The sequence below is a fragment of the Bradyrhizobium sp. th-b2 genome (assembly GCF_000426785.1).
Taxonomy (GTDB): Bacteria; Pseudomonadota; Alphaproteobacteria; order Rhizobiales; family Xanthobacteraceae; genus Bradyrhizobium; species Bradyrhizobium septentrionale.
Map to the genome: position 1 here is coordinate 117,888 of NZ_AUGA01000023.1, position 21,074 is coordinate 138,961.

General features: G+C 64.6%; 19 protein-coding genes and 1 pseudogene. 14 read left to right on the forward strand and 6 right to left on the reverse strand.

Annotation, left to right across the window (positions count from 1 at the left end; translation table 11 throughout):
- Positions 1-36: 36 nt before the first annotated feature.
- The 3 genes from K359_RS53105 (at position 37) to K359_RS0126525 (ending at position 2,641) form a co-directional block, all read left to right on the forward strand.
- On the forward strand, positions 37-1,212 hold the full coding sequence (locus K359_RS53105) for a GTP-binding protein (protein ID WP_084518522.1): 1,176 nt from the start codon (positions 37-39) through the stop codon (positions 1,210-1,212).
- Positions 1,213-1,289: 77 nt separating this feature from the next.
- Positions 1,290-2,453 (forward strand): PepSY-associated TM helix domain-containing protein, encoded by a 1,164-nt coding sequence (locus K359_RS0126520; RefSeq protein ID WP_035977153.1) that lies wholly within the window; start codon positions 1,290-1,292, stop codon positions 2,451-2,453.
- Positions 2,454-2,458: 5 nt separating this feature from the next.
- Positions 2,459-2,641, forward strand: coding sequence for a hypothetical protein (locus K359_RS0126525; protein WP_029082024.1), 183 nt, complete (start codon positions 2,459-2,461; stop codon positions 2,639-2,641).
- 327 nt (positions 2,642-2,968) lie between these two features.
- Here the strand turns inward: K359_RS0126525 and lspA are convergent, their stop codons facing one another.
- Positions 2,969-3,487: a signal peptidase II gene (lspA, locus tag K359_RS53110; RefSeq protein WP_051346427.1), complete on the reverse strand. Its 519-nt coding sequence runs from the start codon at positions 3,485-3,487 to the stop codon at positions 2,969-2,971.
- A gap of 157 nt (positions 3,488-3,644) precedes the next feature.
- A complete protein-coding gene (locus K359_RS0126540; RefSeq protein ID WP_029082026.1) occupies positions 3,645-4,442 on the reverse strand; it encodes an N-formylglutamate amidohydrolase in 798 nt (265 codons plus the stop codon).
- A 103-nt stretch (positions 4,443-4,545) separates the two neighbouring features.
- Here K359_RS0126540 and K359_RS0126545 point away from each other — a divergent pair, with 103 nt between their 5' ends.
- The 3 genes from K359_RS0126545 (at position 4,546) to K359_RS0126555 (ending at position 6,769) form a co-directional block, all read left to right on the forward strand.
- Positions 4,546-5,448, forward strand: a complete 903-nt coding sequence (locus tag K359_RS0126545) for a transglutaminase family protein (RefSeq protein ID WP_035977179.1) — start codon at positions 4,546-4,548, stop codon at positions 5,446-5,448.
- A 2-nt stretch (positions 5,449-5,450) separates the two neighbouring features.
- Complete coding sequence (locus tag K359_RS0126550) at positions 5,451-6,263, forward strand: transglutaminase family protein (protein WP_029082028.1); 813 nt, start codon at positions 5,451-5,453, stop codon at positions 6,261-6,263.
- Between the two features lie 107 nt (positions 6,264-6,370).
- Positions 6,371-6,769 carry a gamma-glutamylcyclotransferase gene (locus tag K359_RS0126555; RefSeq protein ID WP_029082029.1) on the forward strand — a complete coding sequence of 133 codons (399 nt, stop codon included), beginning with the start codon at positions 6,371-6,373 and terminating at the stop codon, positions 6,767-6,769.
- Positions 6,770-6,890: 121 nt separating this feature from the next.
- On the opposite strand, the gene K359_RS0126560 is transcribed toward K359_RS0126555, so the two are convergent.
- Positions 6,891-7,445 (reverse strand): chlorite dismutase family protein, encoded by a 555-nt coding sequence (locus K359_RS0126560; RefSeq protein WP_029082030.1) that lies wholly within the window; start codon positions 7,443-7,445, stop codon positions 6,891-6,893.
- Positions 7,446-7,653: 208 nt separating this feature from the next.
- Between K359_RS0126560 and dnaG the strand changes: the two genes are divergently transcribed.
- Both dnaG and rpoD read left to right on the forward strand, forming a co-directional pair.
- Complete coding sequence (dnaG, locus tag K359_RS0126565; protein WP_029082031.1) at positions 7,654-9,672, forward strand: DNA primase; 2,019 nt, start codon at positions 7,654-7,656, stop codon at positions 9,670-9,672.
- 250 nt (positions 9,673-9,922) lie between these two features.
- Positions 9,923-12,055 carry an RNA polymerase sigma factor RpoD gene (gene rpoD, locus K359_RS0126570; RefSeq protein WP_029082032.1) on the forward strand — a complete coding sequence of 711 codons (2,133 nt, stop codon included), beginning with the start codon at positions 9,923-9,925 and terminating at the stop codon, positions 12,053-12,055.
- 390 nt (positions 12,056-12,445) lie between these two features.
- On the opposite strand, the gene K359_RS0126575 is transcribed toward rpoD, so the two are convergent.
- Positions 12,446-12,682, reverse strand: coding sequence for a hypothetical protein (locus K359_RS0126575; protein WP_029082033.1), 237 nt, complete (start codon positions 12,680-12,682; stop codon positions 12,446-12,448).
- Between the two features lie 161 nt (positions 12,683-12,843).
- Positions 12,844-15,663, reverse strand: a complete 2,820-nt coding sequence (locus K359_RS0126580) for a CHAT domain-containing tetratricopeptide repeat protein (RefSeq protein ID WP_198031185.1) — start codon at positions 15,661-15,663, stop codon at positions 12,844-12,846.
- A gap of 451 nt (positions 15,664-16,114) precedes the next feature.
- On the opposite strand from K359_RS0126580, the gene K359_RS63405 reads away from it, so the two are divergent.
- From K359_RS63405 to K359_RS64610, 5 genes and pseudogenes are all read left to right on the forward strand, one after another.
- A complete protein-coding gene (locus K359_RS63405; RefSeq protein ID WP_051346428.1) occupies positions 16,115-16,525 on the forward strand; it encodes an ester cyclase in 411 nt (136 codons plus the stop codon).
- Positions 16,526-16,583: 58 nt separating this feature from the next.
- Entirely contained in the window at positions 16,584-17,537 is a 954-nt protein-coding gene (locus tag K359_RS53120) for a DUF817 domain-containing protein (protein WP_245284720.1), read from the forward strand.
- Between the two features lie 55 nt (positions 17,538-17,592).
- Complete coding sequence (locus K359_RS0126595; protein WP_029082035.1) at positions 17,593-18,399, forward strand: lytic transglycosylase domain-containing protein; 807 nt, start codon at positions 17,593-17,595, stop codon at positions 18,397-18,399.
- Between the two features lie 127 nt (positions 18,400-18,526).
- Positions 18,527-18,934 (forward strand): annotated as a pseudogene (locus tag K359_RS66240) (hypothetical protein); the annotation flags it as partial.
- Positions 18,935-19,032: 98 nt separating this feature from the next.
- Complete coding sequence (locus tag K359_RS64610; RefSeq protein WP_245284721.1) at positions 19,033-19,374, forward strand: hypothetical protein; 342 nt, start codon at positions 19,033-19,035, stop codon at positions 19,372-19,374.
- Positions 19,375-19,590: 216 nt separating this feature from the next.
- On the opposite strand, the gene K359_RS0126610 is transcribed toward K359_RS64610, so the two are convergent.
- Positions 19,591-20,454 (reverse strand): SDR family oxidoreductase, encoded by an 864-nt coding sequence (locus K359_RS0126610; RefSeq protein ID WP_029082038.1) that lies wholly within the window; start codon positions 20,452-20,454, stop codon positions 19,591-19,593.
- A gap of 169 nt (positions 20,455-20,623) precedes the next feature.
- Between K359_RS0126610 and K359_RS0126615 the strand changes: the two genes are divergently transcribed.
- Positions 20,624-21,028 (forward strand): response regulator, encoded by a 405-nt coding sequence (locus tag K359_RS0126615; protein WP_029082039.1) that lies wholly within the window; start codon positions 20,624-20,626, stop codon positions 21,026-21,028.
- The last annotated feature ends 46 nt before the right edge of the window (positions 21,029-21,074 follow it).

The window sequence follows — 21,074 nt, forward strand, 5'->3', positions numbered from 1 at the left end:
TCCAGCGACAAAACGATGACGGTGGGACGCGCGTCCATGAGCCTGTTCGAGAACGACAAGTCCGCCGATCGGCTGCCGGTGTCGGTCATCACCGGCTTTCTCGGCAGCGGCAAGACGACCCTGCTCAATCATCTGTTGCGTCACGAGGCGATGAGCGACAGCGCCGTCGTGATCAACGAATATGGCGAGGTCGCGCTCGATCATCTGCTTGTCGAGCGTGTCGATGGCGAGGTTGCGGTGCTCGCGAGCGGTTGTATTTGCTGCACAATCCGCAGCGATCTCGAGGAGACGCTGCGCGCGCTGCTGGTGCGGCGCGATCGAGGCGAGGTGCCGCCGTTCGGGCGGATTCTGGTCGAGACCACGGGGCTGGCCGATCCCGCGCCGATCGTGCAGCTCCTGCTCAACAATCCGCTGGTGTCGCATTTCCTGCGGCTCGATGCGGTCGTGACGACGGTCGATGCCGCCAACGCCGATCGCCAGCTCGATCGGCAATATGAAGCAGTGAAACAGGTGGCGCTGGCCGACCGTCTGCTGATCACCAAATCTGATTTGGTCAATGACATTGACGCATTGGAGGCGCGGCTTCACCGCCTCAATCCGGCGGCGCGGATCGAGCGCGTGGCGCATGGCGAGATCGATCCCGCCAGGCTGTTCGGTGCCGCCCTGGTCGATCCCGAAAAGAAGACGGCTGACGTCGCACGCTGGCTGAACGAGCAGGCGTTCGCGGGGTCCTGCGGGGAAGGGCATGGGCACGCCGCACGTGACCATCACGATCACGACGGCCATCACAGCCACGATGCCGCGATCACGAGCTTTGTGCTCGCGTTCGATGAGCCGCTCGACTGGATGGCGGTTTCACAGTGGCTCGCCTATCTGCGCAACGCGCGCGGCGAGGATCTGTTGCGGGTCAAGGGCATCCTCAACCTGCACGGCGAGACGACGCCGGTCGCGATCCACGGCGTGCACCATATCTTCCACCCGCCGGTCGCGCTCGCCAAATGGCCCGATGCCGATCGCCGCTCGCGCATCGTGTTCATCACCCGCGACATCACGCGCCACGAGGTGATGGCGCTGTGGGAAGCGGGCCGCGATTTAGAACGATCCTTAGAAGCGGTCGAAAAAATCCGAGGCGCATTGTCGCGGTTTTACTGCGTACGCGTTGCGAGCTCGCAACACGGATCAACGATAAGTCCAACACTGGACGAGTTCTAATTCCCGAGCGGCTGTACGCATCCTTCGTCGTGGTAGTGACGGCGAGGAAAAGCGTACCTAGAATTAGGCGACGGAAATTGACTGCGACCACCACTTCCCTGCGGCGATGGGGCGCCGTCCACAAATGGACCAGCCTGATCTGCACCTTGTTCATGCTGCTGTTGTGCATCACCGGCCTGCCGCTGATCTTCCACGAAGAGATCGATGATCTCCTGCACAATCAGGTCAAGCCGGCCGAGGTGCCGGCGGGCACGCCGCCGGCCAATCTCGATCATCTGCTTGGCAACGCGCTGGTGCGGGCGCCGGGCAAGGTGCCTCACTTCCTGATCTGGGATCGCGACGAACCCGGCGCGATGTGGGTCAGCGTCGGTCCGACGATCGATGCCGATCCGACCAACAACCTCTTGGTCCGGATGGATACGCATAGCGGCGCCTATCTCGATGCCCCCGATGTCACCGGCCGCTTCACCTACATCATGCTGAAGCTGCACACCGACATGTTCGCGGGCCTGCCCGGCAAGCTCTTCCTCGGACTGATGGGGATCCTGTTCTGTGTTGCGATCGTTTCCGGCATCGTGGTCTATGCGCCGTCGATGCGGAAGCTGCGTTTCGGCGCCTATCGTGCGCAGCGGACCCGCGTCGTGCGCTGGCTCGATGTCCACAATCTCGCCGGCATCCTGCTGGTCGCCTGGACGCTGGTCGTCGGTTTCACCGGGGTCATCAACACCTGGGCCGATCTCGTCGTGAAGATGTGGCAATTCGGCCAGCTCGCGGAAATGACTGCGCAGTATCGCGACCGGCCGGTGCCTATGAGGCTGACCTCGCTGAATGCTGCGGTTGAGGTGGCCAAGCATGCGGTGCCCGGAATGACGCCGAGCTTCGTCGCGTTCCCAGGCACGACCTTCAGCAGCAAGAGCCATTATGCGGTCTTCCTGCGCGGCGATACGCCGCTGACCTCGCGACTGCTGAAGCCGGCGCTGATCGATGCGGAAACCGGCAAGCTGACCGACAGCCGCGACATGCCCTGGTACGTGACGACGTTGTTCGTCTCGCAGCCGCTGCATTTCGGCGACTATGGCGGCATGCCGCTCAAGATCGTTTGGGCGCTGCTCGATATCCTCACCATCTTCATCCTCGTGACCGGCGTGTATCTGTGGTGGCGCCGCCGCAAGGCGTGCGTGAGCCAGGAACGCGCCATCGCCAACGCCGCCTCCATCGACACCCCTGCGCTCTCGTCGTGATCAGCATGGTCTCGCATCGCTCCGTGACCCAGATCTTCGCCGCGCCGCTCGTCATCGCGATCGTGAGCACGGCGGGATTGATCAGCGCACTTGTCGGTGACGGCTGGTGGGATGCCGTCTCATGGGCGGCGCTCGGCCTGCCAGTGCTGCTCTACCTGGCGTTCATCTGGCGGCGCCGGCCGAATTGATCGGGCCCAGCCTGATCGCTGCTCGAAGCGATGGGCGGCCAAGTTCAATCGGAATATGCGCATCTCTGTGGTGTTCTCAACCGCCGAGATGCGTAAGAAATCGAAAAAGCAGTCGCCACCGCGCAAGTGCCTGGCATGCGGCGTCGCGCCGGTGAAAGCGCCACAGATCATCTGCCACGGTTGCGTCGGTACGGCCGCCGCGATCGAGGCGGTCCGTAAATCCAGGGTCGCGCCGACCTCGGCCAAGAAGCGCAAGACAGCGTCGGACCGACGCTCACCGAAAAAGCGGCGGCTTCATCCGCGGCAGCCAAGTACGTAGTCAAAAGATCAGTTAGCGGGATCGCGCTCCCTGTCCGCGTAAACGTCAGGCGTCTCCAGATATGGGGATACTAAGGCAGCGATGGCGCCGCTCGTTATGGCCGCATCAGCGAGGTTGAATATGGCGAACGACCAATCCTTGTAAGAAACGTGAACGAAGTCGATCACCGAACCGATTCGGGCGCGATCCAACATATTGCTGAGCGCCCCGCCAATGATCAGAGTGAGGCCAATTGCCAAGACTGGCTTGCCAGAAGGTACGCGAGCGAGCCACCAACCGAGCAGCCCAGAGGCTAGAACAGACAGGCCGACCAGCGGCCAGCGCTGTGCATCGTCCACAAACTGGAGGAAGCTGAACGAGATGCCCTTGTTGTAAGACAACACGAACTCGACCGACGGCAATATGACCATCGAGCGGTCGGGTTGCAGCAAACTGACAACAAGCTGCTTCGTGCCTTGATCCAGCAGCACGATAAGAACGATCAACCAGGCCCAGTGGAGGCTGACGTGTGACGGCTTGTGAGGCATGCTCAAATTGTCCGGCCTGATGGGCAGTCGAACCATACCGGCCTCGCCTCGAAAGCAACAGTCATCCTGCGAAGGTCCGGGGTGTTGTATTTAACCGGACGCCCGTGATTCAAGCTTCCGAACCGGATACTAAATCATGCGCTCGTGAGACGACGTCCTAGATCAGCGCTTCCGCGCGCAGCGCCGTCTCGATCTCGCCGAGCACGCGCGCCAGCCGCTCGGCCCATGCGGTCTCGCCGGCCTGGTCGCAGATCAGGTCCTGGCGGATCTCGATGCCGGAATTCATCAGGCCGCGCTTCTCGCCATGCGCCGGGATCGTGTAATCGGTCTCGTCGCTGACCGCATAGGGCTCATTGTCGCCGACCACGAGATCGCCCTCGTTGCGCAGCTGCTTCAACAGAAGCGGCGGCAGCACCGTGTCGCGGTGGTAGAGCGTGCCGATGTGCCAGGGACGGGCGATGCCGGCATAAACCGGCGTGAAGCTGTGCAGCGACACCAGCACTGTCGGCATGCCCTGACGCGCACGCGCGTCGATGATCTCGTCGATGCGCCGGTGATAGGGATCGAAGATCTGCGCGCGGCGCATCTCGGCGGCCTCGCGCGACAGGCCCTCGTTGCCCGGCACGGTGGTGGCCTCGCTGATCAGCGGGATCGCGCTTGCGACATGCGGCGGACGGTTGCAGTCGATCACGAGCCGCGAATAGCGCTGCGCGATCAAATGCGCATTGAGCCGGTCGGAGAGCTGTTCGGCGACGCCGGCGATACCGATGTCCCAGGCGATGTGCCGCGCGAGCTCGCTTGCGGGCAGGCCGAGGTCGCCGAGCGGAGAGGGAATCAGCCTGCCGTAATGATCGCAGGTGAACAGGAACGGCGAGCGGCCGGAGGCATTATGTTCAAGAACCGGTGAAACGTCGGTGCTTGCGAGCAGGAACGATGGATCACCGCCGCAATTCAAGGGCCTTTTCCTCAACTTTGCCTATTCAAGGGGCATGCTGGTCTGGAATCGAGCAGCATTCTCTATAGATTAAGCGGTCCGAAATCACGATGATTGTTTGAAGATGCCGCTGCTGACTATTCATCACAAGACCGTTTATCGCTACGCGCGCCCGGTGGCGTTCGGCGAACACCGCATCATGCTGCGTCCCCGCGACGGCCACGATCTGCGCGTGCTCGACAGTGCGCTTGTGATCGATCCGCAGCCGATGTCGCTGCGCTGGATTCACGACGTGTTCGGCAACAGTACGGCGATCGCCGGCTTCGACGAGCGCGCCGACACACTGACATTCGTCTCGACCGCGACGGTGGAGCACAATCCGGCCGACACATTCGCGCTGACGCCTGACGACGCCGCCTACTTCTATCCGTTTCTCTACGACGATGAGGAATTCCCCGATCTGCAGCAGTTCGTCACGCCGCAATATGGCGACCCGAACGGCGAACTGTCGGCCTGGGCGCGGCGCTTCCTGGATGTCGAGGCTCCGACGCCGACTTTCAATATCCTGAGCGGCATGACCCATGGTATCCGCGAGAGCTTTAGCTATCGCAAGCGCCACGAACATGGCACCCAGCATCCGCTCGACACGCTGCAGACGAAGTCCGGCACCTGCCGCGACTATGCGCTGTTGATGATCGAGGCGCTGCGCCGGCTCGGCTTCGCCGCGCGCTTCGTCTCCGGCTATCTCGCGATGCCCACAGACAGCGCGCATGGCTATGTCGGCGGCGGCTCGACCCATGCCTGGGTGCAGGTCTATCTGCCGAGCGCCGGCTGGATCGAGTTCGATCCGACCAACGGCATCGTCGGCACGCGCGATCTGATCCGCGTCGCTGTGGCGCGCGATCCGCGCCAGGCGGTCCCGCTGCACGGGGTCTATCTTGGCCCGCCTGACGCCTTCCAGCGCATGGACGTCGACATCAAGGTCGTGTCGGTCGGCGAGAGCGTAACGGAGCGGGAGGCAGTCTGACGATGCAGATCAGGGTCGGCTTCGAGATCACCTACACGGCTCCGCAGCCGACGCCGATGGTGATGATGCTGTCGATCCATCCGTCGCGCTACGCGGACATCGTAGGCACAGAGCAGATCGTGACCGAGCCAGACGTGCCGTTCGGCCTGTATCGCGACGGCTTTGGCAATGTCTGTGGGCGTCTCGTCGCGCCAGCCGGTGGCGTCACCTTCCGTGGCAGCGCGCTGGTGCGCGATTCCGGATTGCCTGACGTCGTCAATCCGGCGGCGCAGCAGGTCCCGATCGAGCAGCTGCCTGACGATATGCTGCTCTATCTGATGCCGAGCCGCTATTGCGAGACCGACAAGCTGACCGACATCGCCTGGTCGCTGTTCGGCAACACACAGCCCGGCTGGGCGCGGGTGCAGGCGATCACCGATTTCGTGCATCGCCACGTGACGTTCGGCTACGAGCACGCCCATCACATGAAGTCGGCGCATGATGTCTATGAAAGCCGCGCCGGCGTCTGCCGCGACTTTGCGCATCTGGCGCTCACCTTCTGCCGCTGCATGGGCATTCCGGCGCGTTACTGCACCGGCTATCTCGGTGACATCGGCGTGCCGCCGGATCCCGCGCCGATGGATTTCTCCGGCTGGTTCGAGGTCTATCTGTCCGGCCAGTGGTACACCTTCGATGCCCGCCACAACACGCCGCGGATCGGCCGCATCCTGATGGCGACCGGCCGCGACGCCGCCGACGTAGCCCTCACCACGAGCTTTGGCCGCATGACGCTGGCGAAGTTCGTCGTGGTGACGGATGAGGTTGCGGCGGCCTAGCGTCCCCTGGATTTTTCTGTCATTCCGGGGCGCGTCGCAGACGCGAACCCGGAATCTCGAGATTCCGGGTTCGATGCTGCGCATCGCCCCGGAATGACCAGGTAACAATGATCTCCGATCTTCTCTTCGTCTATGGCACGCTGATGCGCGGCTTCGACCATCCGATGGCGAAGCTGCTTGCAGGCAATGCCGAATTCCTCGGGCCGGCGCAGTGCCGCGGCCGGCTCTATCTGGTGAAGCACTATCCGGGCCTGGTGGCGTCGGATGATCCGGCCGACATCGTGCACGGTGAATTGTTCCGCTTGCGCGAGCGCGAGGCCATGCTGCGTGAATTCGACATGTACGAGGCCTGCGGCGAAGGATTTCCGCCGCCGACCGAATATGTCCGCGAGATGCTGAAGGTCACGCGCGCCGACGGCAGCGCGAGCGAGGCGTGGACCTATTTCTACAACTGGCCGGTCACGGAGCTGCCGCGGATCGCGTCAGGAAAGTTTATCGAGCATTAGCGCGCAGGTGTAACGGCATATGTCGTCATGCCCGGGCTTGACCCGGGCATCCATCTCACTTCGCGAGAGTCCTTGGTTTGACGGATTGCCGGGTCAAGCCCGGCAATGACGGAGGGAGATGTTACACTTCCCGCACCACGCGGATGTCGACCTCGCGCTCGACGAAGGTCCATTCCTCGGTTGCGCGCAGCACGCCGACCAGTTCGTCGAACAGGCTGACATGTTCGGGCGCGAATTCGAACCAGGTCAGGAAGTCGAAGGGCATGCCGAGGTCGCGGGCGTGAAACAGCTGGCGGGCGATCGCCGGCAGGAATTTCATGGTGTCTGCGATGTGGTGCGACTTGTCCTCGAAGATCTTGCGGCGCTCCTCCTGCGTGAGCTCCCACCAGGCAGCGGATTTCCTGATCGGGATTAGCGCCGCATGCGTCGCCTCGCTGCGGCCGAGAGCGGCCTGCACGGCGGCGAGCTTCTCGCGCTCCTCCTTCTCGGTGTAGCGCAAATGGCTCGCGACGCCGGCCAGCCGCCAGGAGGTCTGCGCCGGCAACAGCGGCAGCGCGATCGCGTCACTCGAGATCACCGAGAGCGCCTCGACCTTCGGCAAGGTCTCGCCCTTCACCCGCGTGATGGAAGTGACCTTCCAGCCGCCGCTCTGTCCGCCTCTGAACGTCGTGAACATGGCGCTATCCAATCCCGGAAGCGGGGAAGGTTCAAGTTGGCTGAAACGGCTCTCCACCGTGAATTCAGGGGTAGCCCGCTCGACCGGGCCCGACAGACCAGCCTGTGAATAGCCCGGAAAAGCCCCACATTGTTCGTCATGCCGGGCCATCCCGCTATATGGCTAACCGGTTGTCCGCGATTCGTCGCCCGAGCCCAGAATCAAACTGATGCGTTTCACGCCCGAATTCCTCGATGAGTTGCGCGCCCGGCTTCCGGTCTCGGAAGTCGTGGGCAGGCGCGTCAAGCTCAAGAAGGCCGGGCGGGAGTGGAAGGGGCTGTCGCCGTTCCAGCAGGAGAAGACGCCGTCGTTCTTCGTCAACGACCAGAAGCAGGCCTGGTTCGACTTCTCGTCCGGGCTGAATGGCAACATCTTCGACTTCCTGATGAAGACCGAGGGCGTGACTTTCCCCGAGGCGGTGGAACGCCTCGCCGCGATGGCGGGCGTTCCGTTGCCGGCCGTGACGCCCGATGCAGCGCGGCACGAGCAGCATCGCCGCACCCTGCACGACGTGATGGAACTCGCGACAAAATTCTTCGCCGACACGCTGGCCTCGCGCAACGGCGCCAAGGCGCGCGGCTACCTCGCCGACCGCAGCATCTCGCCGGCAACCCAGCTCCAGTTCCGGATGGGCTATGCGCCGCCGGATCGCTTCGCGCTGAAGGAGCATCTCGGCGGGCAGGGCATCTCCACCGAGGACATGGTGGAGGCCGGGCTCTTGGTGTCCGGCGAGGACAAGCCGGTGCCGTTCGATCGCTTCCGCGACCGCGTCATGTTCCCGATCACGGATGCGCGCGGCCGCGTCATCGCGTTCGGCGGCCGCGCGCTGGAAAAGGACGTTCCGGCAAAATACCTGAATTCGCCGGAAACCACGCTGTTTCACAAGGGCGACAATCTCTACAATCTGTTCACCGCGCGGCAGGCCGCGCATGACGGCGCACAGCTGATCGTCGTCGAGGGCTATGTCGACGTCATCGCGATGGTCACGTCGGGCTTTCCCGGCGCCGTCGCGCCGCTCGGCACCGCGCTGACCGAGAACCAGCTCGGCCTGCTCTGGAAGATGGTCGACGAGCCGATCCTCTGCTTCGACGGCGACCGCGCCGGGCAGAAGGCGGCTTATCGTGCTGCGGACATCGCTTTGCCGCAGCTCAAGCCGGGAAAAAGCCTCCGCTTTGCGCTGCTGCCGGAAGGCCAGGACCCCGACGATCTCGCCCGCTCCGGCGGCCGTGGCGCGGTCGAGGACGTGATATCAGCCGCGCGGCCGCTCGCCGAGATGATCTGGTCGCGCGAGATCGAGGGCGGCAATTTCGACACGCCGGAGCGCCGCGCGGCACTGGAGGCGCGGATCGGCGAATTGACCAACGGCATCCGCGACGAGGTGGTGCGCCGCTATTATCGCCAGGACCTGCAGGAGCGGCTGCAACGCAATTTTGCCCCGGAGGGCGGCCGGGGCGGTTATGGCCGCGGCGGCTACGGCAGGGGCAATTTCGGCGGCGGCCGGGGCGGCGAATCACCCCGCCAATTTGCCCCCCGCGGCCCGGCCCAAGGGGGCCAAGCCAGCCGGTTTGGCGCCAAAGGCGGCGTCACCCCCGGGATTTCACGGGGGCCCTATCAGGCGGCGAGCCCCCAGCTTGCCAACAGCCCGATCATGCGCGGCCAGCGCAGCGCGATCTCCCGCCGCGAGGCGCTGATCCTGCAATCCCTGATCAACCACCCCTGGCTGCTGCACGACCATCTCGAGGAGGTCGCCGCCCTCGAGCTCGCCCATCCCGAGGTCCACAAGCTGCGGGCGGCCATCATCGCGGCCTTTGCCCACGACCATCACCACTCCCCTGATGTCGAGGAGCAGGCCGAAAAGATGCGGGCCGACCTCGAAGCAGGCGGATTATTACAGATTCTTCAAAGGGTTGATCGATCAATCACAACCCAGGCGGTGTGGGGCGCGCAGATCGGCGCAGCGCGCGAGGATGTTTTATCGACCTGGCGTCAACTCGTTGCCTTGCATCAGAAAACCCACGCCCTACTTAGGGAGAGAAAAGATGCGGAAGTGGCGTTGGCTGAGGACTCCAGCGAGGCCAATCTGGCATGGTTGCAGGATATCCAGGCCCGGATGGCAGAAGCCGATGGGACCGAAGCCCTGATTGAGGGATTCGGGGAATTATCGGGCCGGTTCCAGCGTAATGTCTGATAACAAAAATGCTGCGGACGGCGCTGGCCGAACCCGCAAAAAGACTCGCCAAATCCATGGTTTGGCTGCAAAAACAGGGTTAAGCGAAACTTAATAGCCTCGCGGCTATTGCAGATGGAAACCATCGAGACGGATGACAGGGGTGGCGATTTCTTGCGCCGCCCTTTGTGCGTCGAGAGTAATTCTAGATAGCGTGTAAACATGCGTGCGTGGCACCATTTTGCACGACCGCGTTTCGGGAGCTTAGTGAATGGCCACCAAGGCAAAGACGCTGCAGGTTAAGGACAAGGAAAAAGACGACAAGGCAGCGGACGCTCCTGAGAAGGATTCCGCTGACGCGCCGTCGCCGTTGCTCGACCTGTCGGATGCCGCGGTGAAGAAGATGATCAAGCAGGCCAAGAAGCGCGGCTTCGTGACCTTCGATCAGCTCAACGAAGTGCTTCCCTCCGACACCACCTCGCCCGAACAGATCGAAGACATCATGTCGATGCTCTCCGACATGGGCATCAACGTCACTGAAGCTGACGACTCTGAGGGCGAGGACGAGAAGGACGACGGCGACGACGAGACCGACAACGAGCTTGTCGAGGTCACGCAGAAGGCCGTCACCGAGGTCAAGAAGTCGGAGCCCGGCGAGCGCACCGACGATCCCGTGCGGATGTATCTGCGCGAGATGGGCACGGTGGAATTGCTCTCCCGCGAGGGCGAAATCGCAATTGCAAAACGCATCGAGGCCGGCCGCGAGGCGATGATCGCGGGCCTCTGCGAAAGCCCGCTTACCTTCCAGGCCATCATCATCTGGCGCGACGAGCTCAACGAAGGAAAGATCTTCCTCCGCGACATCATCGATCTCGAAGCGACCTATGCCGGGCCGGAGTCGAAGGGCGGCATCAATCCGAACCTGATCGGCAACAACGGCGCCGAGGGCGCCGCCGCTGAAGGCAATGGCGGCGATGCGCAGGCCGCCGCGCCCGCCTTGGTCGCGCCGCCCGCCGCGCCGCCGTCGCCGACCCCGTTCCGCGCTGCGCCCGCCGGTGGCGAAGCCGCCACCGAGGAGAAGGATCCCGGCGAGGCCGCGGCCGAAGCCGACATGGACGACGACGAGTTCGAGAACCAGATGTCGCTCGCCGCCATCGAGGCCGAGCTGAAGCCGAAGGTGGTCGAGACCTTCGACAAGATCGCGTCCGAGTACAAGAAGCTGCGCCGCCTGCAGGAGCAGGACATCGCCAACCAGCTGCAGAGCGAGTCGCTGTCGCCCTCGCAGGAGCGCAAGTACAAGAAGCTGAAGGACGAGATCATCGTCGAGGTGAAGTCGCTGCGCCTCAACCAGGCCCGCATCGATTCGCTGGTCGAGCAGCTCTACGACATCAACAAAAAGCTGGTCTCGTTCGAGGGCCGCCTGCTGCGCCTCGGCGACAGCCACGGCGTCGCGCGCGAAGATTTCCTGCGCAACTACCAGGGCTCGGAGCTCGATCCGCGCTGGCTCAACCGTGTCTCGAAGCTGTCGGCCAAGGGCTGGAAGAACTTCGTCCATCACGAGAAGGACCGCATCAAGGACCTGCGCCACGAGATCCAGTCGCTGGCGGCGCTCACCGGGCTCGAGATCGGCGAATTCCGCAAGATCGTGCACGGCGTGCAGAAGGGCGAGCGCGAGGCTCGTCAGGCCAAGAAGGAGATGGTGGAAGCCAACCTCCGTCTCGTGATCTCGATCGCCAAGAAGTACACCAACCGCGGCCTGCAGTTCCTCGACCTGATCCAGGAAGGCAATATCGGCCTGATGAAGGCGGTCGACAAGTTCGAGTATCGCCGCGGCTACAAGTTCTCGACCTACGCCACCTGGTGGATCCGGCAGGCGATCACCCGCTCGATCGCCGACCAGGCCCGCACCATCCGCATCCCCGTGCACATGATCGAGACGATCAACAAGATCGTCCGCACCTCGCGCCAGATGCTGAACGAGATCGGCCGCGAGCCGACCCCGGAAGAGCTCGCCGAGAAGCTCGGCATGCCGCTGGAGAAGGTCCGCAAGGTCCTCAAGATCGCCAAGGAGCCGCTGTCGCTCGAAACCCCGGTTGGTGACGAGGAGGATTCGCATCTCGGCGATTTCATCGAGGACAAGAACGCGATCCTGCCGATCGACGCCGCGATCCAGTCCAATCTGCGCGAGACCACGACGCGCGTGCTGGCCTCGCTCACGCCGCGCGAGGAGCGCGTGTTGCGTATGCGCTTCGGCATCGGCATGAACACCGACCACACGCTGGAAGAAGTCGGCCAGCAATTCTCGGTCACCCGCGAACGCATCCGCCAGATCGAAGCCAAGGCGCTGCGCAAGCTGAAGCACCCGTCCAGGAGCCGCAAGCTGCGGAGCTTCCTGGATAACTGATGCTGTCATTGCCGGGCTTGACCCGGCAATCCATCGAGACAAGAACGGCGGGCTTGGCCCGCCGTTTTTGTTTGTAGAGATCTCGCGAAATTTCACGCGCCAGCACCCGCGGCCACCCCTCTCCCCAACCCTCCCCCGCAAGGGGGGAGGGAGCGTGGAGAGCGTGCTCACCTCACGTCGCGCGTGGCTTATTGTACTTCGCGTCACGACGCGTGCGGCACGCTGCTGCGTGCTGCACGGTGGTCGCAAATGTGAGTGAGGCACCGGCGGGAGGGCTCCCCCCCCCCTTGCGGGGGAGGGGCGGGGAGAGGGGGTGCCGCTTGCTCCGATGCTAATCGAGCGTGCAATTCGGCAAATGCGTCTGTCTGACGATGCGCCGCGCCCGCGCCGCTACTTCTTCTTCACCCCGACGCGCTCGATGGTCTTGATTTCGAGCGGCGGGCGGCCGCCCTTTTCGGCGATCTCGCGGTCCTGGTCGCGCAGGAAGGCGCGGACCGGCTCGTCGCCGTCGAGCCCGCCCAGCAGCTCCGATGGCACGCGGCGGTTGGAGCGCTGCGAGCCGTCTTCATAGAAGACGTTGAAGAAGGCGAATTCGCCTTTGGGATTGGTTCCGGGTTTTTTCGGCATGGCGGCTTGTCCCCGATACCGGCAGCGCTGTCAAAGCAAATCACGCGGATTTCCGCGCCGATCTGCCTTGCACCATTGCACGGTGACGGTCTTGCGACATGTAAACCGCAACCCACAGCTCATTTTGGACCGCGCGCCAGCCGTGCGATCAGGCGCCCGCCTCAGCCCTCGAACAGCACGAATGCCGCCCACACGCTGGAATCCCGGGCACCGGCGATCTTGCCGTCGCGCGCGTCGCGCCGGGTCTGGCGCAGCGCATCCGAATAGGTCAGTCCATCAGCGAGGTGCTCGTAGAAGCGGACGGTGAAATTCGCGGTGCCTTCGTCGGCGACCGGCCACAATGTGAGCAGCGCGCGGCGCGCGCCGGCGATGCCGAGCGCGGTCGGCAGCCCACGAAGCCCGCTGACGAAGCTCTCGTCGCCGCGGCCGGTCTCGCAGGCCGACAGCACCAGAAGATCGAGCCCGGACAGATCCCAGTCCATCAATTCGAAGGCATAGAGATAGCCGTCGCCGTCGTCGCGCAGCGGAAAGCGGCTGTCGCCGGCGCCCGACAGCACGATGCCGCTCTGCCACAGCGTGTCGAGGCCACTTGCCGTGCTGTCGTGATAGAAGCCGTGCGTCGCCAGATGCGCGATGCGGGCCTTGCCGATCGCCTCGCGCAGCGTGCCTTCGCTGACGCCGCGCCCGCTCAGCATCTCGACCGGCGCGCCGCGCGCGCGGGCGAGCCTTGCGATCGCCTCGATCTCGGTCTTGGTGCCGGGCAGCGGCATCGGCCCCGGCTGGCCGTATTCGATGCCGCCGGCGAGCAGCATCGCTCCTCGCGTGTCGAGCTTCTCGCGGGCATGGATTGCGATCAGCGCGTCGGGGCTGGTCAGCATCCGGATCGCGTAGCGGTCCTCCAGCAGGCCGCCGTCGGTATCAGGCAGCAGCGAGAACGGCACGGCGAACAGGAAGCCGTCCGGCACGACATAGAGCGTGGTCTTGTCCAGCAGCAGCGGCTCCAGCGGCGCGAACAGCCGCTCGCGCACGTTCTGGAAGCGGCCCCTGACATCGAGGGGCTTGGCATCGAGTGGCCTGGCATCGAGATCAGGCACGGTGGCGCGTGTCGCGCGCAGCCGCGCGATCTCGATCCGCACCCCCGTATCGACCATGCGGCCGGGATCGCCGAGATCGACCACGCGCGGCGCGCTCTGCGCGGTCTCGACGATAGCGTACAGCACCGTCGCCGCCAGCGGCTGCTTCGACTGGCGATCCGCCTTCCATTGCCGCGTGATGAAATAGTTGACGACGGCCTCATCGCCGGCGAGCAGCTGCGCGGGGCGGAGCGGGTCGCGCGGCGGCCTCATACCGATCGCATCGAGCCGCTGGTTCAGCGCCGTCTCGGCCGCGTCCTGCCGCTGCCAGACTGATCTGGCCCAGTCGTCGATATTGCCCGACGAGAACAGCTCCTGCCTCTCGCCATTGAGCCGCAGTGCGGTGCGCACCAGCGCCGCGGTCTCCTCGTCCTTGCCCGCGACCTCCGTCTCGAGCCGGCGCAGCGCCGTGGCGTCGCCGCCGCCGAGCGACTTCCAGCGCAGCACGGCGCTCGCAAACGCCGGCTGCGCGACCGATGAACCGGCGCCGGTGGCGAAGCGGCCGAACGCGAACAGCAGGTGATCGGCATGGGCGCGGATCGCCTCCGCGACGGCGCGATCGCCGGATGTGCCGACCTCGCGCTTCATCCAGTCGAACATCTCGCGATCGAGCGCGGTGAAGGCCTGCAGCGCGCGGTTCGGATCAACAGCGATCAGGGCTGTCGCGATGCCGAGCTTGATCTCGAAGCTCACCGGATGCTGCGCGGTGAAGGCCCGCGTCGAGATCGCAAGCGCGGTCTCGCGCAGCCGCATGCCCGCATCTGGATCGCCGCGCTGTTCGCGCTTGGCGGCGGCCAGCCCAGCTGCCTTGATGCGCAGGAAATCCGCAAAATTTTCCTCGTTGGCAACGATCGCCTCCAGCCGCTCCAGATCGGGTGCCGCCGTCGCAGCGTCGTCGGCGGCGAGCATGTCGGTGTAGAACAGCCAGGCATCAGCCTGTCCCGCAAAACTCGGATCGTTCGGCGCGAGCACGGTCGCGATCGCGCGATGCCGGCGGAAACAGCGGCGGGCATCGTCGAAGCGGCCGAGATTGAGAAAATCCTGGCCGGCGTTGTTGACCGTGACCAGCGTGTTGAGGTGGTTCTCGCCATAATGCTTGGCGCGCTTCTCGATCGCGAACAGATCGAGCTCGAGCGCGTTCGCCGGCGCCCCGATCTCGCGCAGCATGTCGGCATAATTGTTGGCGAGCTTCCAGGTGGTGCGGTGGTCGGGCCCCAGCGCCTTCTCGGAGAGTTCGAGATTGTGCCGGCCGAGATTGGTCGCCGACGCGGCCGAGCCGTTGGCCGACAGCGCGACCGCGAGCTTGTCGTTGGCGATCAGCGATTCCTCGGAGCCTTCGCCCCAATAGGCGTTGTAGGCCGTGATCGCCTTCATGTAGAGCGGCACCGCTTCGGCGATCCTGGCGTGGTCGGATATCAGGATGGCGTATGACAGCAGCACGTCGGCGTTGCCGGGCGGCGATTGCGCCGCCGCCTTGCCCTGCAGCGCCCGTGCGAACAATTTCTCGGCGAGATCGTCGCGCTTCACCGCGCGCAGCGTGGCGGTCGCCTGGTAATATTGCCCCATGACGAACTGGGCGTCGTCGAGTCTGTCCGCGGCGTCGAGCGCGGCATTGAGCTGGGCATAGCCGGCGTCGATCTTGCCGCCGCGCGTCAGCGCGATGGCGTTGTTCATTTGCGCGGTGATCGCCTGCGCGCTGCCTGCACCTTGCGCCGGCGCGCGTTTGGCGCGGGTGTCCTGCGCTGCGGCGGTGCTGAGTGGTCCGGCGAAGGTCGCGCCGAGCGCGAGGACGATGCCAACGGATGCGGCAGCCCGGCGCGCGCGCACAAATCCTCCGGCTGATGTCATCGGCAGCACATCCTCGTCGTGAAGTCCGTCATCGGATGGTGTCGCCCGAATGACAGCGTCGTTGCAGCCAGCCGGCCTGGCTTTAGCGGCGTAGCCTTGCATGAACAAGACACGGCGGACGGTCGCGCGTCAGCGCGGACCGGCCCGCGGCATGTGTCCTCGTTGGTCGCGGACGGTGCCTTCGGCGTTCATCCGCCGTGCCCCGAACGGTTTCCCAGTTGGTTGGGCGCGGCGTCGCTTGCATGCCGGCGGCGCTGCCTGCCATCGGACGATGTTACCGCCCGCAGATGAACGGCCTGCCGGCAACCGCCTTTCGCATCGGGCTCGAAACGCGCGCGGGCCGAAAGCCCCGATCTTTCTGACCATCGTCACTTGCGCGGCTACGCCAGATTCGCGTATGAGGCGCATCCTGCCTTTACTACAACTTCTCATTTTTGAGAGCCGATCGCCGATGTCCAACGCCACCCTCGACGCCAACAAGGCGCTCGTGCTTGCGCATTATGACGCCGTGACCAACCGGCATAATCCCGAGGCGATCCGCGCGCAGCTGGCGCCCGACTTCTTCGACCATGCGGCGGGCAAGCGGATGAGCGCCGAGGAGGTGATCGCGCATTCGGCTGCACTGCACGAGACCTTCGCCGACCTGTCGGCGGTGGCCGAATGCCTGGTGGCCGACCGCGACATCGTCGCCGGCCGCTTCGTCTGGCGCGGCCGGCACCGCAGCCCGTGGCGCGGCATTGCTCCAACCGGCCGCCACGTCGAATTCCGCGGCATGACGTTCTGGCGCATCCGAGATGGCAGGATTTCCGAGCGCTGGGCCGAGATCGATTTTGCCGGGCTGGAGCAGCAGCTCAGGGACTGAGGGAAATCTGCACAACTCCGCCGCGCTGAGACCCTGATCCGCCGCCATCGTCCGCGGCGTGCATCACCCGCTGAGAAGCCAACCCAAACCGATCGCGAGCGCCGCAGCCAACTGGCCGCCGCTGCGCCGCTTCATCGCCGCCGAACATCGCCTCGGCCTCGTCATGGCCCAGCGCCGCTGGACCGCCGGTCTTTACGAATTCCTGCGCTTCGGCGCGAAGCAGGCCTGGGCCTGCCTGTTCGGCGGCATCGCGGTGGCGCTGATGATCGGCACCTGGCGCTTCTATCCGCCGGACGCGGCGCTTGCGCGCTACGACTTCCTGTTTCTCTGCATGCTCGCGGTCCAGGCCGCGCTGCTGATCGGACGGCTCGAGACCTGGGAGGAGGCCAGGGTCATCCTGATCTACCACGTCGTCGGCACCGCGATGGAGCTGTTCAAGACTTCGGTCGGCTCCTGGATCTATCCGGAGCCCAGCATCTTCCATATCGGCGGCGTGCCGCTGTTCTCCGGCTTCATGTATTCCTGCATCGGCAGCTACATCAGCCGCTGCTGGCGGCTGTTCGATTTCCGCTTCTCGCAGCATCCGCGCCGTCTCAGCCTGATCGCCCTCAGCATTGCTGTATACGTCAACTTCTTCAGCCATCACTACGTCGTCGACATGCGCTGGCTGCTGTTCGCCTGCGCCGCCTGGCTGTTCGGCCGCACCAGCGTCCATTTCAGGGTCTGGACCCGCCACCGCGCGATGCCGCTGCTGCTCGGCCTCGTGCTGGTGTCGCTGTTCATCTGGTTCACGGAAAACATCGGCACCTTCACCAAAACCTGGCTCTACCCGTCGCAGCGGCTCGGCTGGTCGATGGTCCCGATCGACAAGCTTGGGTCGTGGTTCTTGCTGCTGATCATCAGCTACACACTGGTCAGCCTGGTGAATGCGCCACGGGCGTGGAGGGGCGAGAGCGCTGGTGCCGGCACGCGGGGGGATGTTGCAGGAGGAGTGTCCGTGCCGACGCTTTGACTGCATCGTTTCTCCCATGGCATGATCAGCCGTTCGAAGCAGGAGGGATTTTTGCATGCTCAGGTGTCGTTTGGCGATTGTGTTCGGCGCCCTGCTGCTTGCCACCCCCTCCTACGCCGCCCGCTGCGGCGGCGGCTTTCCCACCTTCGTCCAATCCATCTCGCAGGAGGCGGCCGCGGCCGGCATCTCGCAGGACGTGATCTCGTCGGCGCTCGGCGGGGTGCAGCAGGATGGCGGGGTGCTCGCCTTCGACCGGCGGCAGCGCTACACCTTCAACAAGACCTTTGAGCAGTATGTCGCAACCCGCGTCGGCGCCGGGCGCATCAATGGCGGCCGCGCCATGCTGCAGCGTCACGCCGCGCTGCTGTCGAAGATCGAGCAGCAATATGGCGTGCCGCGCCAGATCCTGGTCGCGATCTGGGGACTGGAGACCGATTTCGGCAAGGGCGACATGGGCAAGCTGCCGGTGTTCCGCGTGCTTGCCACGATGGCGCATGATTGCCGCCGCACCGACCTGTTCCAGGGCGAGCTGCTCGCGGCGCTCAAGATCGTGCAGCGCGGCGACCTTCGTTTGAACGATATGATCGGCGCCTATGCCGGCGAGATCGGGCAGACGCAATTTTTGCCGTCGTCCTACATCAAGTACGGCGTCGATTTCGACGGCGACGGCCATGTCGATCTGCGCCACTCGGTTGCCGACGTGCTGGCCTCGACCGCGAACCTCCTGCACACCAACGGCTTCAAGATGGGCGCGCCCTATGGCGAGGGCACCGCGAATTTCGAGGCGATGCGCGAGTGGAACAGGGCGGTGATCTACCGCAAGACCATCGGGTATTTTGCCGATCAGCTCGTGGGGCGGTGAGGGCGCGGATTTCGTAGGGCGGATTAGCGAAGTGTAATCCGCCGCCGTCCCGCTCGCGATTGGCGGATTACGCCTTCGGCTAATCCGCCCTACGTTCTGTCCGCTTGTCGCAGAGTTCGGGCTATCCATGGAAACCATCGGCAGCCAAAAGATCTGGTCGTTCTTCAACCGCCGCGGATGCCAGATCGCGAAGAACGCGGCGGTGCGGGAGGGGCCGGGCCATCGGGTCGGCTCCTATCTCGAGCTCGCGACAAAAATCGCCGAGCTGCAATTCCTCAACCGCGACCATGTGCTGCTGTTTCGCGGCCAGGGCGCCGACTTCAGGAACATCAAGCGCAACTCGTCGCTGAAGCCGACGCTGTTCCGGGGCGGCCGCGGCAATCCCGATTCTGCGACGCTGGTGGCGCGGTTCGCGACGATGACCCGCGCCGAGCAGATCCTGATCGCGGAGTATGCGAAGGCAAAACTGCTCGGGCTGGAGCGGCTGAAGCGGCATCGCATCCTGCGCTGGTCGATCCTGCAGCATTACGAGGTCTGCACCACGCCGCTGCTCGACGTCACCCATTCGATCCGGATCGCGGCGTCATTCGCCTCGCTGCGGAGACCGGCACCGCCTTCCTCTATGTGCTCGGCGTGCCGAACCTCAGCGGCGCGATCACCGCCAGCGCCGAGGCCGGATTGCAGATCGTGCGCCTCTCCAGCGTCTGCCCGCCATCGGCGGTGCGGCCGCATATCCAGGAGGGCTATCTGCTCGGCGAGTATCCGGAGATGTCTGGCACCGAGCAGAAGGAAAACTATTTTCCATATGAGATGGATTTCGGCCGTCGGCTGGTCGCAAAATTCGCGTTCGCGCCGGCCTCGTTCTGGAAGAACGACAATTTTCCGCAGGTGACGAAGAGCGCGCTCTATCCGTCGGAGAAGAGCGATCCGCTGTTTCGGCTGGCGCTTGGGGTCAAGAAGCAGTTGGGCGGGTGAGGACGAGCTGCGTGGGCGTGACTCACATGCTGCAACACCCTGAGCGTCATCCCGGGCAAGCGAAGCGCGACCCGGGACCCATAACCACAAATGCCTGTTATGTACGACGCTGTGGCCCCAGCGGATTTCAACAACCAACCCCTGTGGTTATGGGTCCCGGCTTTCGCCGGGACGACGATGGTGTACGCGGCGCCCTTGCGCGCTGCCGTGGCGCATTCAATCCGCTCTCGCATCCCGCGCCATCCGCCGCGCCGCGGTCTTCTCCATCTGCCGCTGCATCACCTTCCAGTAGGTCCCGGGGAGGAAGCGTTGCAGCAGGTCCATCAGGCGGGCGTCCTTGCCGATCAGGATGCGCGGCTGGTTTTTCTCGATGCCGGTGATGATGCATTGCGCGGCGCCGGCCGGCGTGGTCCTGGCCAGCGAATCGAAGCGCTCGATCGATTGCGCGCGGCGGGCGTTGTCGGTGATGCCGCTTCCGGTGCGCGAGTTGCGCGCGATGTTGGTGGCGACGCCGCCGGGATGCACGACGGACAGCCTGACCGGACTGTTCGCCACCGCAAGCTCGTGGCGCAGGCTTTCCGAGAAGCCGCGCACCGCGAACTTGGCCGCGCAATAGGCGCTCTGGCCGGGCGGGGCGAGGATGCCGAAGATCGAGGAGATGTTGACGATATGCGCCTCGCGCTGCCGCGACAGAAGCGGCAGGAAGGCGCGGGTGCCGTGCACCACGCCCCAGAAATTGATGTTGAACAGCCACTCCATCTGCGCCTGCCCGATCTCACCGAACTCGCCGAGCAGCGCGACGCCGGCATTGTTGACGAGGATGTTGAGGCCGGGATGCGCTGATACGGCGGCTTGCGCGAACGCCGTGATCTGCTCCGGCTCGCTGACATCGAGGCGGTGCACGCTGACCTTGCGCGGGCCTGCTTTCGCGATCTCGGCGGCGACGCCCTGCAGGCCGGCCTCGTCGCGGTCGGCGAGCGCCAGGTCGCAGCCGCGTTGCGCAAGTTCGTGCGCAAGCGCGCGGCCAATGCCGCTGGCGGCTCCGGTCACGGCGGCGGCGGATCCAGCGATCGCGGTCATGTCGGGTCAGCTCCATTTCAACGAGGGGTGACGGTGGCCGTGCGGGAACACGGCGGCTGTCCCCACTTTTCTCAAATTGGAACCGAACCATCCAGTGATTTTAGGCATTGAACCCGTGCTCGCTTTGAAAAACTGCAATCAAAAGGGAGGCCCAGCCATGGGATATTCTATGGGACAGTCGAGGCCCCACCGTGCGAAGGCCCTGGTCGTCGAGGACGATCCGATGCAGCGCGAGATGATCGAATTGCTGCTGGCGGAGAGCGAGTTCGACGTCATCGCCTGCGCGAGCGCGGAAGCCGCCGAACTGGTGTTGCAGGGCAACGGCGACAATGTCGTGCTGATGATGACGGATGTCGAGCTGGCCGGAAACATGACCGGCGTCGAGCTCGCTTACGCCGCCAAGCGATACAACCCCGATCTCGATGTCGTCGTCACCTCGGGCCGGCCGCTGCGGCAGCGCCTGCCCGATGGCGCGCTGTTCTGGGCCAAACCCTGGGCGCCGCTGGACGTGATCCGCCTTGCCGAGACGACGGCGTCGGCGCTGTCCGGCCGTGGGCAGCGCGGGTCTTCATAACGCTGGTCGTCATAACGGAGTTGTCAGCGCGGGCGAGCCGCGGCCG